Origin of the sequence: Streptomyces sp. NPDC048297 (genome assembly GCF_043201585.1) — a bacterium.
Lineage (GTDB): Bacteria > Actinomycetota > Actinomycetes > Streptomycetales > Streptomycetaceae > Streptomyces.
Window position 1 is genome coordinate 194,367 of the sequence record NZ_JBICZA010000001.1, and the last position, 14,311, is coordinate 208,677.

At 72.7% G+C, this 14,311-nt stretch carries 14 protein-coding genes; 12 read left to right on the forward strand and 2 right to left on the reverse strand.

The window, feature by feature from the left end:
* Positions 1–9 precede the first annotated feature (9 nt).
* Positions 10–921, reverse strand: a complete 912-nt coding sequence (locus tag ACGFYV_RS00850) for a DMT family transporter (protein WP_393876174.1) — start codon at positions 919–921, stop codon at positions 10–12.
* On the opposite strand from ACGFYV_RS00850, the gene ACGFYV_RS00855 reads away from it, so the two are divergent.
* The 3 genes from ACGFYV_RS00855 to ACGFYV_RS00865 all read left to right on the forward strand — a co-directional run bounded on the left by ACGFYV_RS00855 (position 920) and on the right by ACGFYV_RS00865 (position 3,770).
* Complete coding sequence (locus tag ACGFYV_RS00855) at positions 920–2,383, forward strand: PLP-dependent aminotransferase family protein (RefSeq protein ID WP_393876175.1); 1,464 nt, start codon at positions 920–922, stop codon at positions 2,381–2,383. The two genes, ACGFYV_RS00850 and ACGFYV_RS00855, sit on opposite strands and share 2 nt — an antisense overlap.
* A 282-nt stretch (positions 2,384–2,665) precedes the next feature.
* The gene (locus ACGFYV_RS00860) at positions 2,666–3,103 is read left to right on the forward strand and encodes a GNAT family N-acetyltransferase (RefSeq protein ID WP_393876378.1); all 438 of its coding nucleotides are present in this window, start codon (positions 2,666–2,668) and stop codon (positions 3,101–3,103) included.
* Between the two features lie 73 nt (positions 3,104–3,176).
* Positions 3,177–3,770 (forward strand): histidine phosphatase family protein, encoded by a 594-nt coding sequence (locus tag ACGFYV_RS00865; RefSeq protein ID WP_393876176.1) that lies wholly within the window; start codon positions 3,177–3,179, stop codon positions 3,768–3,770.
* A 113-nt stretch (positions 3,771–3,883) separates the two neighbouring features.
* On the opposite strand, the gene ACGFYV_RS00870 is transcribed toward ACGFYV_RS00865, so the two are convergent.
* Positions 3,884–4,342: a DUF6314 family protein gene (locus tag ACGFYV_RS00870; RefSeq protein ID WP_393876177.1), complete on the reverse strand. Its 459-nt coding sequence runs from the start codon at positions 4,340–4,342 to the stop codon at positions 3,884–3,886.
* 232 nt (positions 4,343–4,574) lie between these two features.
* On the opposite strand from ACGFYV_RS00870, the gene ACGFYV_RS00875 reads away from it, so the two are divergent.
* The 9 genes from ACGFYV_RS00875 (at position 4,575) to ACGFYV_RS00915 (ending at position 14,272) form a co-directional block, all read left to right on the forward strand.
* Positions 4,575–7,172, forward strand: a complete 2,598-nt coding sequence (locus tag ACGFYV_RS00875; RefSeq protein ID WP_393876178.1) for a YfhO family protein — start codon at positions 4,575–4,577, stop codon at positions 7,170–7,172.
* A gap of 42 nt (positions 7,173–7,214) precedes the next feature.
* On the forward strand, positions 7,215–8,225 hold the full coding sequence (locus ACGFYV_RS00880) for a glycosyltransferase family 2 protein (RefSeq protein WP_393876179.1): 1,011 nt from the start codon (positions 7,215–7,217) through the stop codon (positions 8,223–8,225).
* A complete protein-coding gene (locus tag ACGFYV_RS00885) occupies positions 8,225–8,644 on the forward strand; it encodes a GtrA family protein (RefSeq protein ID WP_393876180.1) in 420 nt (139 codons plus the stop codon). The genes ACGFYV_RS00880 and ACGFYV_RS00885 overlap by 1 nt, the downstream gene beginning before the upstream one ends.
* Before the next feature lie 45 nt (positions 8,645–8,689).
* Positions 8,690–9,718, forward strand: a complete 1,029-nt coding sequence (gene argC / locus ACGFYV_RS00890; RefSeq protein ID WP_393876181.1) for an N-acetyl-gamma-glutamyl-phosphate reductase — start codon at positions 8,690–8,692, stop codon at positions 9,716–9,718.
* Complete coding sequence (argJ, locus tag ACGFYV_RS00895; RefSeq protein ID WP_393876182.1) at positions 9,715–10,893, forward strand: bifunctional glutamate N-acetyltransferase/amino-acid acetyltransferase ArgJ; 1,179 nt, start codon at positions 9,715–9,717, stop codon at positions 10,891–10,893. The genes argC and argJ overlap by 4 nt, the downstream gene beginning before the upstream one ends.
* The gene (argB, locus tag ACGFYV_RS00900) at positions 10,890–11,807 is read left to right on the forward strand and encodes an acetylglutamate kinase (RefSeq protein WP_393876183.1); all 918 of its coding nucleotides are present in this window, start codon (positions 10,890–10,892) and stop codon (positions 11,805–11,807) included. The genes argJ and argB overlap by 4 nt, the downstream gene beginning before the upstream one ends.
* The gene (locus ACGFYV_RS00905; protein ID WP_393876184.1) at positions 11,804–12,997 is read left to right on the forward strand and encodes an acetylornithine transaminase; all 1,194 of its coding nucleotides are present in this window, start codon (positions 11,804–11,806) and stop codon (positions 12,995–12,997) included. Before argB ends, ACGFYV_RS00905 begins: the two co-directional genes overlap by 4 nt.
* Positions 12,998–13,004: 7 nt before the next feature.
* Positions 13,005–13,550: an arginine repressor gene (locus ACGFYV_RS00910; protein WP_393876185.1), complete on the forward strand. Its 546-nt coding sequence runs from the start codon at positions 13,005–13,007 to the stop codon at positions 13,548–13,550.
* A 134-nt stretch (positions 13,551–13,684) separates the two neighbouring features.
* A complete protein-coding gene (locus tag ACGFYV_RS00915; protein WP_393876186.1) occupies positions 13,685–14,272 on the forward strand; it encodes an RNA polymerase sigma factor in 588 nt (195 codons plus the stop codon).
* The last annotated feature ends 39 nt before the right edge of the window (positions 14,273–14,311 follow it).

A 14,311-nucleotide genomic window follows, 5' to 3' on the forward strand; every position in this document is an offset into this window, starting at 1 on the left:
TCCTCATGGTCACGACCTCTGGGTGACGGCGATGCACACGAGCACGGCGACGGCGGTCAGCGGCGCGGCTGCCGTGAGGTGCTCGCCCAATAGCAGTGCCGACCACACCAGTGTGAGCAGCGGCTGGGCCAACTGCAACTGGCTCGCCCTCGGGATCCCGACGGCCGCCATCCCCCGGTACCAGACGACCAGTCCGAGGAACTGCGAGACCATCGCGACCCACACCAGACCCGTCACCCCGTGCCAGGTGAGGTGCACCGGCTCGTACGCCAGCGCCAGCACGGCACCCGCCGCGGTCAGCGGCAGGCACAGCACCAGCGCCCAGCCGATGACCTGCCAGCCCGGCATGATCCCGGCCAGCCGGCCGCCCTCCGTGTAACCGGCCGCGCACACCAGCAGCGCCGCGAACAGATACACGTCGGCGGCGGTGAGGGCGCCGCCGCTCTGCCCGACGGTGAAGGCGAGCACGGCCGCCGCGCCCGCCAGTGCCGCCGCCCAGAACCGGCGTGAGGGCCGGTGCCCCATGCGCAGCGCCGAGACGACGGCCGTGGTCAACGGGAGCAGACCCACCACGACGGCGGCGTGCGCGGTGGAGGAGGTCCGCAGCGCGAGCGTGGTCAGCAGCGGGAAACCGAGCACCACCCCCGCCGCGACGACGGCCAGCCCCGGCAGATGCCGGCGCTCCGGCAGCGGCACCCGCAGGATCAGCAGAAACCCTCCGGCCACGAGCGCGGCGAGGACGCTGCGCGCGGCCACCAGCGACCACGGGCCGAAACTCTCCAGACCCCAGGCGGTGGACGGGAACGTGAGGGAGAAGGCGATCACGCCGAGGGCGGCCAGCCCGGTGCCGAGGCTCCGGTGCTCGCGGGGAGCGGGGACCGTTATCGCCGTCGCGGTAGTAGCGCTACTCTGTGCTCTCATGCACGAGCGTAGCAGTGTCACTGATCTGGCAGAACAGCTGCGACGAGAGCTGAACCGCTACTCGGTCGGTGGAAAACTCCCGTCGAGCAGGGCCCTGGTCGAGCGGTTCCGGGTGAGCCCGGTGACCGTCTCCCGCGCCCTCGCCCAGCTGGCCGCCGAGGGGCTGGTGGTCACCCGGCCCGGCGCCGGCGCCTTCCGCGCACGGCCGCACGCCACCGCCGCGCCCGCCGGGGACACCTCCTGGCAGGAGGTCGCGCTGAGCGCCGACGGCACGGCCGACCTCGTACCCCGCTCGGTGGACGCGTCCGGAGTCACCGTCTCGCTCACCACCCCGCCCCCGGGCGTGCTGGAGTTCAACGGCGGCTATCTGCACCCCTCCCTGCAGCCCGAGCGGGCCATGGCCGCGGCCCTCGCCCGCGCCGGACGCCGCCCCGGCGCCTGGGGGAGACCACCCTTGGACGGACTGCCGGAACTGCGGGAGTGGTTCGCGCGCGGCATCGGAGGGGCCGTCACGGCGGCGGAAGTGCTGATCGCCGCCGGTGGCCAGGCCGCCCTGGCCACGGCGCTGCGGGCGCTGGCCCCGCCCGGTGCGCCGGTCCTCGTCGAGTCGCCCACCTACCCGGGCATGCTGGCCCTGGCCCGCGCCGCCGGGCTGCGCCCCGTCCCGGTGCCGGTCGACCCCGACGGCGTCCGCCCCGATCTCCTCGCCGACGCCTTCCGGGCCAGCGGTGCCCGGGTGTTCGTCTGCCAGCCCCTGTTCCAGAACCCGACCGGCGCCGTACTGGCCCCCGACCGGCGCGCCGAGGTGCTGCGCATCGCGCGGGCCGCGGGCGCGTTCGTGGTCGAGGACGACTTCGTACGCCGGCTCGTGCACGCCGACGCGGGCCCGCTGCCCCGCCCGCTGGCCGCCGACGACCCGGACGGCGTCGTCGTCCACGTCGGCTCGCTGACCAAGGCGACCTCGCCCAGCTTCCGGGTGAGCGCGCTCGCCGCGCGCGGACCGGTGCTGGAACGCCTGCGCGCCATCCAGATCGTGGACAGCTTCTTCGTCCCGCGCCCGCTGCAGGAGGCCGCCCTCGAACTCGTCGGCTCCCCGGCCTGGCCCCGCCATCTGCGGTCCCTGTCCGCCGAACTGAAGGAGCGGCGCGACGCCATGACCGCCGCGCTCGCCCTGCACCTGCCCGAACTCGCCCTCCCCTACGTCCCGTCCGGCGGCTACCACCTGTGGGTCCGCCTCCCCGACGGCGCCGGCGGCACCACCGAGGCCTTCGGCTCCGGGGGAGAGGCGGCCCTGACCGCGGCGGGCCTGCGCGCGGGCGTCGCCCTCACCCCGGGCCGCCCCTACTTCAGCGCTGAACCCCCCGCCGCCCACCTGCGCCTGAGCTTCGCGGCGGTCGCCGGCACCGGGGAGATCGCGGAGGGGGTACGGCGGCTGCGCACGGCGTACGACGAAGTGTTCTGAGCCGGATCGGTGAAGTCCGGTGCGCAACGGGGCCCCGAGCGGGGCGGGGGGAACTGCGCGAACCGCCCCACAGGCGGCCCCGCCGCTCCCGGCCGGAATCCGCTCGACCCCCGTCCTGCCGCCTGCGAGGATCCCGGCATGAACGAGGATCCCGGCCTGAGTGACGCACCCGGCATGAGCGATGCGCCCGCCCTCCCCGACGCACCCGGCATGAGCGACGCACCCGCCCTCCCCGACGCGCCCGGCATGAGCGACGCGCCCGCCCTCCCCGACGCACCCGGCATGAGCGACGCACCCGCCCTCCCCGACGGCTACGAGTTCTCCGCCGACACCGCCCGCGTCGACGTCGACCGCGTCCACCGCTGGCTGTCGACCGACGCCTACTGGGCGGTCGACCGCCCCCGCGACACGCACGAACGCGCGATGGAGTCCTCGATCAACTTCGGCGTGTACGAGAGCACCGCGGGGGAGCAGGTGGCGTACGCGCGCGTGGTGACCGACCGGGCGCTGTTCGCCTGGCTCGCCGACGTGTACGTGGACCCCTCGGTGCGCGGCAAGGGCGTCGGCACCGCGTTCGTCGGCCGGATCCGCGACCACCTGCGGCCCTACGGGCTACGACGCCTCGTGCTGGCCACGGACGACGCCCACGGCGTGTACGCGAAGCTCGGTTTCCGCCCGCTGGAGCGGCCCGAGCAGTGGATGGCGCACGTCTTCGAGTGAACGATCGCTCACCCTGGGTAGCTCACAGGGAGCAGCTCTTGACCCGCGTAGATCCGCGGCACACCATCACCGCATGCCACTTCGGGTGACTTTCGTGGCGGCCGCACGCAGCTCCCCGTTGCTCGCCGAGCGCTTCGAGGACGACCGGCCGCTGGACCAGGCGGGCTGGGACGAGGTGCTGCACCTCGCCGGGTTCCTGGTGCCGCTGGCCGCCGCCGACCTGCGCTACTGCTCCCCGACCGCGCGCAGCCGCGCCACCGGCGACGCCCTCGGCTACGCGCCGCTGGTTCAGCTCGCCCTGCGTGACTGCGACATGGGCCGCTGGCGCGGGCTGACGCTGGGCGAGGCGATGGCCCGCGAGCCCGCGGCGGTGGACGCCTGGCTCGCCGACCCGCGCTCCACCCCGCACGGCGGCGAATCCCTGCTGGCCTTCATCTCCCGGGTCGGCGGCTGGCTCGACACCCGGCCCGCCGGGGACAGCGGCCAGATCGTCGCCGTCGCCGAGCCCTCGGTGATACGGGCCGCCCTGGTGTACGCCCTGAAGGCGCCGCCCGCCAGCTACTGGAACATCGACGTGCGCCCGTTGTCGACGACCACCGTGACCGGCCGCGCGGGCCGCTGGAACCTCCGCCTCGACGGGGTCTCCGCCCAGCCCTCCCGCGCATAGCCGTCGGTCTTCGCGCGCATAACCGCCAGTCTTCACGTACGAAGCCGTCAGTCTTCACGTACGAAGCCGTCAGTCCTCACGCACGGAGCTGTCAGTCCTCGCGCACGGAGCTGTCAGTCCTCGCGCACGTAGTCCGTCGTGAGCACGAGGTCCTTCGCCGGGCCGCCGACCCGCCAGACCGTACGCCAGTGGTCGGCGTCCCGGACGGTGAACTCGCCCCGGTAGAAGTCGGCCGCGCACGGATGGCCGGCGACGTACCGCCCCGTCGTCAGGTCCAGGTCGTGGAAGGGCCGCCCGTCGGCGAACCGTACGTCCGCCGTGCCCGGCACCCGCCCCGGCAGGAACCGCAGGGTCCGGGTCGCGGGCCGCGCCACCCCCCGCCAGGTGAAGGTGCCGGACTCCTCGTGCAGCAGACCGCCGTCCGGGAGAGGGGCGAAGACCGTGACGCCCTCGAAGCGTCCCTCGTCGCCGCCCGCCAGGTCCCGCACCTCGCGTGTCACCCGCCAACGTCCGGACAGATGGGTCAGGACGTCCGGAACCGGCCAGGACTCACCCGTCACCACATCACTCACCCGTCATCGCGTCCAGGGGGCCGAGCCTACGGCGGCGGACAGGCAAGCCGGTTCACCTCGGCATCACCTCAGGGGAATCCACAGTTTCCCCCGCCGTTCAAAAATTCATCATTCGCTTCCCCCGCTCGGCGCGCGCAACCCTCTTTTTCGATGCGCGCACAACCATGCGCGAATTCGGTCCGTCTAACCCCGCGAAATCACCGAAAAGAATTCGCTGGGGGCCTGCCGAAAAATGGACCGCTCGACCCCGCCCGGTGTACCCCGCTCGGCCGTGCGTGCCGCCGCGCTGCTCGCCGCGGCCCTGGCCGCGGCCGCGTTCTGCGCCGCCGATCTGCTCGCGCGCACGTACCCTTTCGGCCCCCGCACCCGCAGCGTCAACGACCTCGGCAACCAGTACGTGCCCTTGCACGCCCACCTGTGGGACCTGCTGCACGGCAGAGCCGACGGCGGCCTGTTCGTCAACTGGCAGTCGGGGTACGGCTCCAGCTTCCTGCCCGACTTCGGCACCTACCTCAGCAGCCCGTTCGCGCCGCTCGTCGCCCTCTTCCCCCGGGACGAGATCGACCTCGCGGTGTACGCCGTCACCGCCCTGAAGACCGCGTCCGCCGCAGCCGCCATGGCCTGGCTGCTGCTCACCCTGCGCCCCGGCCGCTGGTGGGCGGCGGGCCTGCTCGGCGCCTCCTACGCCCTGTGCGGCTGGAGCGTGGCCGACGCCTCCTACAACCCGATGTGGCTCGACGGCCTCATCGCCCTGCCGCTGCTCTGCCTGGCAGGCGAGTGGACCCTCGCCGGACGCCACCGCGTCCCCGGCGTCCTGATCGTCGCGCTCGCCTGGACCGCCAACTTCTACACCGCCTACATGGCCACCCTCGGCGCCGCCCTGGTCCTGCTGCTCCGTCTCCTGCTGTCCGGGCTGCCGCGCCGGCGGGCGCTCGCCGCCGCGGGCCGCGCGGTCCTCACCACCGCCCTCGGCATCGGCCTCGCCGCCCCGCTCGTCACGGTCGTCTACTTCGGCACCCGGCACGCCTACCCGGGCCGCGCGAGCCCGTTCGTGCCGGTGCCCGGCAAGGACGTGCTGGCCCGGATGCTGCCGGGGACCTACGGCTGGGGTTCGCCCGCCTCGTACGTGGGCGTCACGGCGCTGCTGCTCGCCCTCGCCCTGCCCTTCCACCGGGCCGTGCCCGCACGGGTGCGCGCGGGTTGGACGGTGCTCGTGCTCGCGGTGGCCCTCTCGCTCCAGTGGACGCCGACCCATCTGCTCTGGCACGCCTTCGTCACCCCGCAGGGCAGCCCCTACCGCCAGACCTTCGTGCTGTGCGGGCTGCTGGTGATCTCCGCCTGGCACGCGCTGTCGTACGGGCTGCCCGACCGGCGCGCGCTCGGCGCCGGGGCCGCCCTGCTCGCCCTGGTCGTCGCCGTCGCGAGCCGCAGCTCCCTCATGCGGGGGTGGACCTGGCCGGTGCTCCTGCTCGCCGTCGCCGGCGCCCTCCTGGGACTGGCCCTGCTGGGGCTCGCCCGCGCCCAGGGCCGGGCCCGGATGGCGGGCCTCGCCGTCGTCCTGCTGATCGGTACGCAGCTCGGCGAGAGCGCCGCGACCTCCGCCGTGGCCATCCGGCTCAGGATCTCGCACCTGGACGACTACGCGCCCTGGGGGCAGCGGCAGGAGCGGCAGGCGGCGCTGATCGCCGAGGCCGACGGCTGGCCCCGCTACCGCACCGACCCCGGCCGCGAACAGACCGTCGGCAACGACCCGATGCTGGTGGGCGGCCAGGGCGCCCAGTACTACAGCAGCCTGACCTCGGACGTCCTCAGCCGCACCCTCACCGCGCTCGGCGGCGGCTGGACCTCGCGGGGCCGGAGCGTACAGAGCCTGGACAACCCGGTCACCGACGTCGTCTTCTCGGTCGGCGCCCGTGTGCACTCCCCGCCGGACCCGCACCAGAAGTGGCCGCCCCAGGACGGGAGCCCGGTCACCGTGTCCCGCCGGCAGGACGTACCACCCCTCGTGACCGTGCGGACCACACCCGACGACGCTCCCTTCGGCCCGTCGCCGTACCGCAACCAGGAACTGCTGCTCGGCAGCCGCGTCTACACCCTGCCGCCGGTCACCGTCCTGGACGCCGACGGGAAGGCGATCTCGGACCGCCGGGTGGGGCGCGGCGCCGCCGCGTCCGGCGCGAGCGTCACGGCCCGCTGCCCGGCCGGCCGGCAGGTGTACCTGTGGGCACCGCACTTCTCCGGCACCGCACGACTCGCCGGGGGCCCGAGGGGCACCTTGTTCCGGTACGAGTTCCCGCGCAACCGCGCGGCGATGGAGCCGCTCGGCACGGCCCCGGCGTCCGGGCGGCTGCGCATCGAGCTGACCCCGGACCGGCCCGGCAGCGTTCCCGCCGGTGCGGTCGGCTGCCTGGACACCGCCCGGCTGCACACGGCCGCCGCCCGTCTGAAGGCCACCGGCGCCACGAAGGTCACCGTCTCCGACGGCACCCTGCGGGCCGAACTGCCCGCCGGCAGCACGGGGACCGCCGTCGTCGCGGCGCCCCGGATCGCCGGCTGGCGGTGCGCCACGGGCGGCGCACCGGCCCGCCCCGCCGGGTCCTACCACGGGCTGATCGCCGTACCCCTCGACGGCACCTCGACCACCCTGACCTGCACCTTCCACCCGCCAGGGCTGCGGCTGGGCACCACCGTCGGCGCCGCCTCGCTGCTGGCGCTCGCCCTGCTCGCCCTGCTCGCCCTGCCCGGTGTCCGGGGCGCCGTCCGCCGCCGGCGCACCCGGCCACCGTCCACGACCACACCGACGCGCGAGCGCGTGACCACCGCTCTGTGACCGCGTCCTGACCGCGCCTGACCGCGTCCTGGGGGACCCGCCATGCTGATATCGATCGTCGCGCCCTGCTACAACGAGGAAGCCGTCCTGGCCCGCTTCCACACGGAGGTCCAGAAGGCCGCCGAGGACCTGCTGCGGCTCGGCCACGCCATGGAGTTCGTCTACGTCGACGACGGCAGCCGCGACCGCACCCTCGACATCCTCCAGCGCCTCGCCGACACCGACGCACGGGTGCGCTACGTCTCCTTCAGCCGCAACTTCGGCAAGGAGGCGGCCCTGCTCGCCGGCCTGCGGAACGCCTCGGGCGACGCGGTGGTCGTCATGGACGCCGACCTCCAGCACCCGCCCGAACTGATCGAGCGGATGGTCCGGCTGCACGGCACGGGCCACGACCAGGTCATCGCCAAGCGCACCCGCACCGGCGACGGCCTCGCCCGCACCCTGGCCGCCCGCCTGTACTACCGGCTCGTCAACCGCCTGGTCGACGTCGAACTCGTCGACGGCGTCGGCGACTTCCGCCTGATGTCGCGCCGCGTGGTGGACGCGGTCCTGAACCTCAGCGAGTACAACCGCTTCTCCAAGGGCCTGTTCGCCTGGGTCGGCTTCCCCAGCACCACCTTCGGGTACGAGAACGCCGCCCGCGGGGCCGGCCGCAGCTCCTGGTCCCTGCGGGGCCTGCTCGAGTACGGGCTCGACGGCCTGCTCTCCTTCAACAACCGGCCGCTGCGCGCCGCCCTCTGGCTCGGCGTGAGCCTGCTGCTGTGCGCGAGCCTGTACACCGCGTGGATCGTCGGCGCCGCGATGGCCGACGGGGTCCGGACACCCGGGTATGTCACCATCATCACCGCGGTCACCGCACTCGCCGGCGTGCAGATGGTGATGCTGGGGGTCATCGGGGAGTACACGGGGCGCATCTACTACGAGGTGAAGAGGCGCCCGCACTTCCTGGTGCAGGCGACCAACGTGGAGACCGGCACGAAGACCGACACGGAGACCGGTGTGGAGACCGGCGTGGACACCGACGCGGAACGGACGAAGGACCTCATCCCCTGATGTCGAGACAGATGGTCACCTTCGCCGTGGTGGGTGTGATCAACACGGCCGTCTACTACGGCCTCTATCTGCTGTTGCTCACTTGGCTTCCGTATCTCGGTGCGCATATTCTGGCATTCCTGCTGAGTATGATCGGGTCCTTTTTCCTGAACGCGCGATTCACCTACCGGACGCGTCCGACCTGGCGGAAATTCCTGTTGTTCCCGCTGACCAACGTCACCAATTTCCTGATCACCACCACCGGGGTGTACGTGATCGTCGACGTCCTGCAGGCCGGAAGCCGCTTCGCTCCCCTTCTCGCCTCCGCGGCGGCGATCCCCGTGACGTTCGTCGTCTCACGCCGGATCATGCTGCCCGGCCAGGATCGCCGGGATCGCGGTGGTCGAGGGGATCTTCCCCAACGGGAGACCGTTGCATAAACGTGCATGACTACGTATAGTCATGCCATCCAGAGGAGGGTGGACATGGCGGTACGAGCGGCAGTGGCCGGAGCGAGCGGATACGCGGGCGGAGAGGTTCTGCGCCTGCTCCTTATGCACCCCGAGGTCGAGATCGGGACCCTGACCGGCAACTCGAATGCCGGCCAGCGGCTCGGTGCGCTGCAACCACACCTGCTGCCCCTGGCCGACCGCGTGCTGGCCGAGACCACGCCCGAGGCACTGGCCGGGCACGACGTCGTGTTCCTGGCACTGCCGCACGGGCAGTCCGCCGCCGTCGCCGAGCGGCTCGGCCCGGACGTCCTGGTCGTCGACATGGGCGCCGACTTCCGGCTCACGGACCCGGCCGACTGGGAGCGGTTCTACGGCTCCCCGCACGCCGGCACCTGGCCCTACGGCCTTCCCGAACTTCCGGGTGCCCGCGCCGCGCTGGAGGGGTCCAAGCGCATCGCGGTGCCCGGTTGCTACCCCACGGCCGTCACGCTCGCCCTGTTCCCGGCCTACGCCGCCCACCTCGCCGAGCCCGAGGCCGTGATCGTCGCCGCGTCCGGCACCTCAGGCGCGGGCAAGGCGCCCAAGCCCCACCTGCTGGGCAGCGAGGTCATGGGATCCATGTCGCCCTACGGCGTCGGCGGCGGCCACCGGCACACCCCCGAGATGATCCAGAACCTCAGCGCCGCCGCGGGGGAGCGGATCGCCGTCTCCTTCACGCCGACCCTCGCCCCGATGCCCCGCGGCATCCTCGCCACGTGCAGCGCCGCCGCGAAGCCGGGGGTCACCGCCGCGTCCGTCCGCGCCGCCTACGAGAAGGCGTACGCCGACGAGCCGTTCGTCCACCTGCTCCCCGAGGGCCAGTGGCCCGCCACGGCGTCCGTCCACGGTTCCAACGCCGTTCAGGTGCAGGTCGCGTACGACGAGGCCGTGGGCCGCATCATCGCGATCAGCGCCATCGACAACCTGACCAAGGGCACCGCGGGCGGTGCCGTCCAGAGCATGAACCTCGCCCTGGGTCTCGACGAGACCACGGGTCTTTCGACGATCGGAGTCGCACCGTGAGCGTCACGGCAGCCAAGGGATTCACGGCGGCGGGCATCGCCGCGGGGATCAAGGCGAACGGCAACCCGGACCTGGCCCTCGTGGTCAACGACGGGCCCCGCCGTGCCGCCGCCGGTGTCTTCACCTCCAACCGTGTGAAGGCCGCGCCGGTCCAGTGGTCCGAGCAGGTCCTCAAGGCCGGCGAGGTGACCGCGGTCGTCCTCAACTCCGGTGGCGCCAACGCCTGTACGGGTCCCAAGGGCTTCCAGGACACCCACGCCACCGCCGAGAAGGTCGCCGAGTCCCTCAACACCGCGGGCCACGACGAGACGGGCGGTCACGCCCCCGGCCAGGTGGCCGTCTGCTCCACCGGCCTGATCGGCGTCCTGCTGCCGATGGACAAGCTGCTGCCCGGTGTCGACCGGGCCGTCGCCCAGCTCAGCGAGCACGGCGGCGAGAAGGCCGCCATCGCCATCAAGACCACCGACAGCGTCCACAAGACGTCCGTGGTGACCAAGGACGGCTGGACCGTCGGCGGCATGGCCAAGGGCGCCGGCATGCTCGCGCCCGGCCTCGCCACCATGCTGGTCGTCCTCACCACCGACGCCGACCTCGACAGCGCGACCCTGGACCGCGCCCTGCGCGCCGCCACCAAGGTCACCTTCGACCGCGTCGACTCCGACGGCTGCATGTCCACCAACGACACCGTCCTGCTCCTCGCCTCCGGCGCCGCCGGCATCACCCCCGAGTACGACGCGTTCGCCGCCGCCGTGCGCGAGGTCTGCGACGACCTCGGCCGGCAGCTGATCGGCGACGCGGAGGGCGCCAGCAAGGACATCCAGGTCGAGGTGATCAACGCCGCGACCGAGGAGGACGCCGTCGAGGTCGGCCGTTCCATCGCCCGCAACAACCTGTTCAAGTGCGCGATCACCGGCGAGGACCCCAACTGGGGCCGCGTCCTGTCCGCGATCGGCACGACGAAGGCCGCCTTCGAGCCCGACCGTCTGAACGTCGCCATCAACGGCGTCTGGGTGTGCAAGAACGGCGGCGTCGGCGAGGACCGCGACAAGGTCGACATGCGCTACCGCGAGGTGCACATCGTCGCCGACCTCGCCGCCGGCGGCGAGACGGCCACGATCTGGACCAACGACCTGACCGCGGACTACGTCCACGAGAACAGCGCGTACTCGTCATGAACGCCGCGACCACACGCAAGCACACCGCCCTGCCCAAGGCGCAGATCCTCATCGAGGCCCTGCCCTGGCTGACCCGTCACCACGGCAAGACCGTCGTCATCAAGTTCGGCGGCAACGCGATGGTGAACGAGGACCTGAAGGCCGCCTTCGCCCAGGACGTCGTCTTCCTGCGTCACGCCGGCCTCAAGCCGGTCGTGGTGCACGGCGGCGGCCCGCAGATCAGCGCCGCCCTCGACAAGCACGGCATCGTCAGCGAGTTCAAGGCCGGGCTGCGCGTCACCACCGAGGACGCCATGGACGTCGTCCGGATGGTGCTCGCCGGACAGGTGCAGCGCGAACTCGTCGGCCTGCTCAACCAGCACGGCCCGCTGGCCGTCGGCCTGACCGGCGAGGACGCGCACACCATCACGGCGACCAAGCACCAGCCCGAGATCGACGGCGAACGGGTCGACATCGGCCGGGTCGGCGAGATCACCGCGATCGACACCGGTGCCATCGAGGCCCTGCTCGCCGACGGCCGCATCCCGGTCGTCTCCTCGATCGCCCGCAGTCAGGACGACGGACATGTCTACAACGTCAATGCTGATACGGCGGCTGCGGCACTCGCTGCTGCACTGGGCGCCGAGACCCTCATGGTCCTCACCGACGTCGAGGGCCTCTACGAGGACTGGCCGGACTCGGACGAGGTGATCAGCCGCCTCACCGCGTCCCAGTTGGAGAAGCTGCTGCCGGAACTGTCCTCCGGGATGGTGCCGAAGATGGAGGGCTGCCTGCACGCCGTACGCAACGGCGTCCACACCGCCCGCGTCATCGACGGGCGCGTCCAGCACTCCATCCTGCTGGAGATCTTCACCGACGAGGGCATCGGCACCATGGTCGTGCCCGACGAGCCGGACACCGAGGGGGAGTCATGAGCAACGAGGAACTGACCGCGCGGTGGCAGGGCGCGCTCATGGACAACTACGGCACCCCGCGCCTGGCCCTCGTGCGCGGCGAGGGCGCGAGGCTCTGGGACGCCGACGGCAAGCAGTACCTCGACTTCGTCGGCGGCATCGCCGTCAACGCCCTCGGCCACGCCCACCCGGCCGTCGTCGAGGCCGTGAGCCGGCAGATCGCCTCCCTCGGCCACGTCTCCAACCTGTTCATCGCCGAACCGCCCGTCGCCCTCGCCGAGCGGCTGCTCCAGCTGTTCGGCCGGGACGGCAAGGTCTACTTCTGCAACTCCGGCGCCGAGGCCAACGAGGGCGCCTTCAAGATCGGCCGGCTGACCGGGCGCGGCCACATGGTGGCGACCACGGGCGGCTTCCACGGCCGGACCATGGGCGCCCTCGCCCTCACCGGCCAGCCCGGCAAGCAGACCCCCTTCCTGCCCCTGCCCGGCGACGTCACCCACGTCCCCTACGGCGACGCGCAGGCCCTCGCCGCCGCGGTCACCGAGGACACCGCCCTGGTGATCATCGAACCGGTCCAGGGCGAGAACGGCGTCGTGGTGCCCCCGGCCGGCTACCTCAAGGCGGCCCGCGCGATCACCGCGGCCACCGGTGCCCTGCTGGTCCTGGACGAGGTGCAGACCGGCGTCGGCCGCACCGGCAGCTGGTTCGAGTACCAGGCCCACGAGGGCGTCCTGCCCGACGTCGTCACCCTCGCCAAGGGCCTCGGCGGAGGCCTGCCGCTCGGCGCCACCGTCGCCTTCGGGCGCGCCGCCGAGCTGCTCAGGCCCGGCCAGCACGGCACCACCTTCGGCGGCAACCCGGTCGCCTGCGCCGCCGGCCTCGCCGTCCTCGACACCATCGCGGACGACGGACTGCTGGACAACGTCAAGCGGCAGAGCGAGACGTTGCGCGCCGGTGTCGAGGCGCTGAACCACCCGTTGATCGACCATGTCAGGGGCGCCGGGCTGCTGCTGGGTATCGTGCTCACCGGGCCGCACGCGCAGCAGGTGCAGCAGGCGGCCCAGGAGGCCGGGTTCCTGGTGAACGCGCCCGCCCCCGACGTCGTACGGCTCATGCCGCCGCTCAACCTCCGCGACGACGAGGCCGGCGCCTTCCTCCAGGCGCTTCCCGGCATCCTCGACGCCAGTGGGGACGGACGAGCCGGGGAATGAGACGACGATGAGCCAGGCGCAGGACCACGAGCAGGCGGCGGGTGCCGGGCCCGCCGTGCCGCAGACCCGCACCGCCCGCCACCGCCGGATCGTGGACATCCTCAACCGGCAGCCGGTGCGCTCGCAGAGCCAGCTGGCCAAGCTGCTCGCCGACGACGGGCTGAGCGTCACCCAGGCGACGCTCTCCCGCGACCTCGACGAGCTGAACGCGGTGAAGATCCGCAACAACGACGGCGACCTCATCTACGCGGTGCCGAGCGAGGGCGGGTTCCGCACCCCGCGCGCCCCGCTGGGCGAGTCGGCGAAGGAGGAGCGGATGCGGCGCCTGTCCCAGGAGCTGCTGATCTCCGCCGAGGCCTCGGCCAACCTCGTGGTCCTGCGCACCCCTCCCGGTGCCGCCCAGTTCCTGGCCTCCGCCATCGACCAGGCGGAACTGCACGACATCCTGGGCACGATCGCCGGCGACGACACCCTGATGCTGATCAGCCGCAACCCGGACGGCGGGCAGGCACTGGCGGACCACATGCTGAACCTGGCCCAGAACGGGCACTGAACGATCCCCGGGCACCGCACGCCTGGACACGCCCCGACCCGCGTGCGGGCCCCGGCCCGGCGGCGGACAATGGACAGGTGATCTTCCGAGGCCGGGGGGCAATCCCCTGGCGGCGGTCGGCCGTATACAGGGGTGTGTCGGGATTCGGGTTTCCCGCGGACCGTCTCCCGGACGAGGCCCTGCTCTCAGGGCTGTCCGAGGGCGACCCGGAGATCGCCGTCGCCTTCGTACGGAGGTTCCAGCACAGGATCTTCGGGGTGGCCATGGCCGTCACCGGGGATCCGCAGCTCGCCGAGGACATCGCCCAGCAGACGTTCGAGCGCGCCTGGCGTCACGCGCAGATGTACGACTCGCGCCGCGGGTCGGTCACCACCTGGCTGACGACCATCGCGCACAACCTCGCGATCGACGCCGTCCGCGCCCGCAGGGCGCAGCCGGTGGCACCCGAGGACCTCGAAGCGCTGCTCGGCGCCGTCACGGAGAGCCCGGAGCAGTGGGCGCTGGCCGACGAGGCCTCCGCCCAGCTGCGGGCCGCCGTGGCGCGGCTGCCGCGGGAACAGGCCCGTGCCCTGGTGATGGCGGGTATCTACGGAATGACGGCCCAGCAGATCGCCGACCTGGAGAACATCCCGCTGGGCACCGCGAAGACGCGGATCAGGGCAGCGATGGCAAAGCTGCGCACCACCCTCGCGTCCCCGAACCGAGGCCACCATGTCCGATGAGTTCGATGGCTCCGACAAGTCCCATGAGTCCCGTGGGTC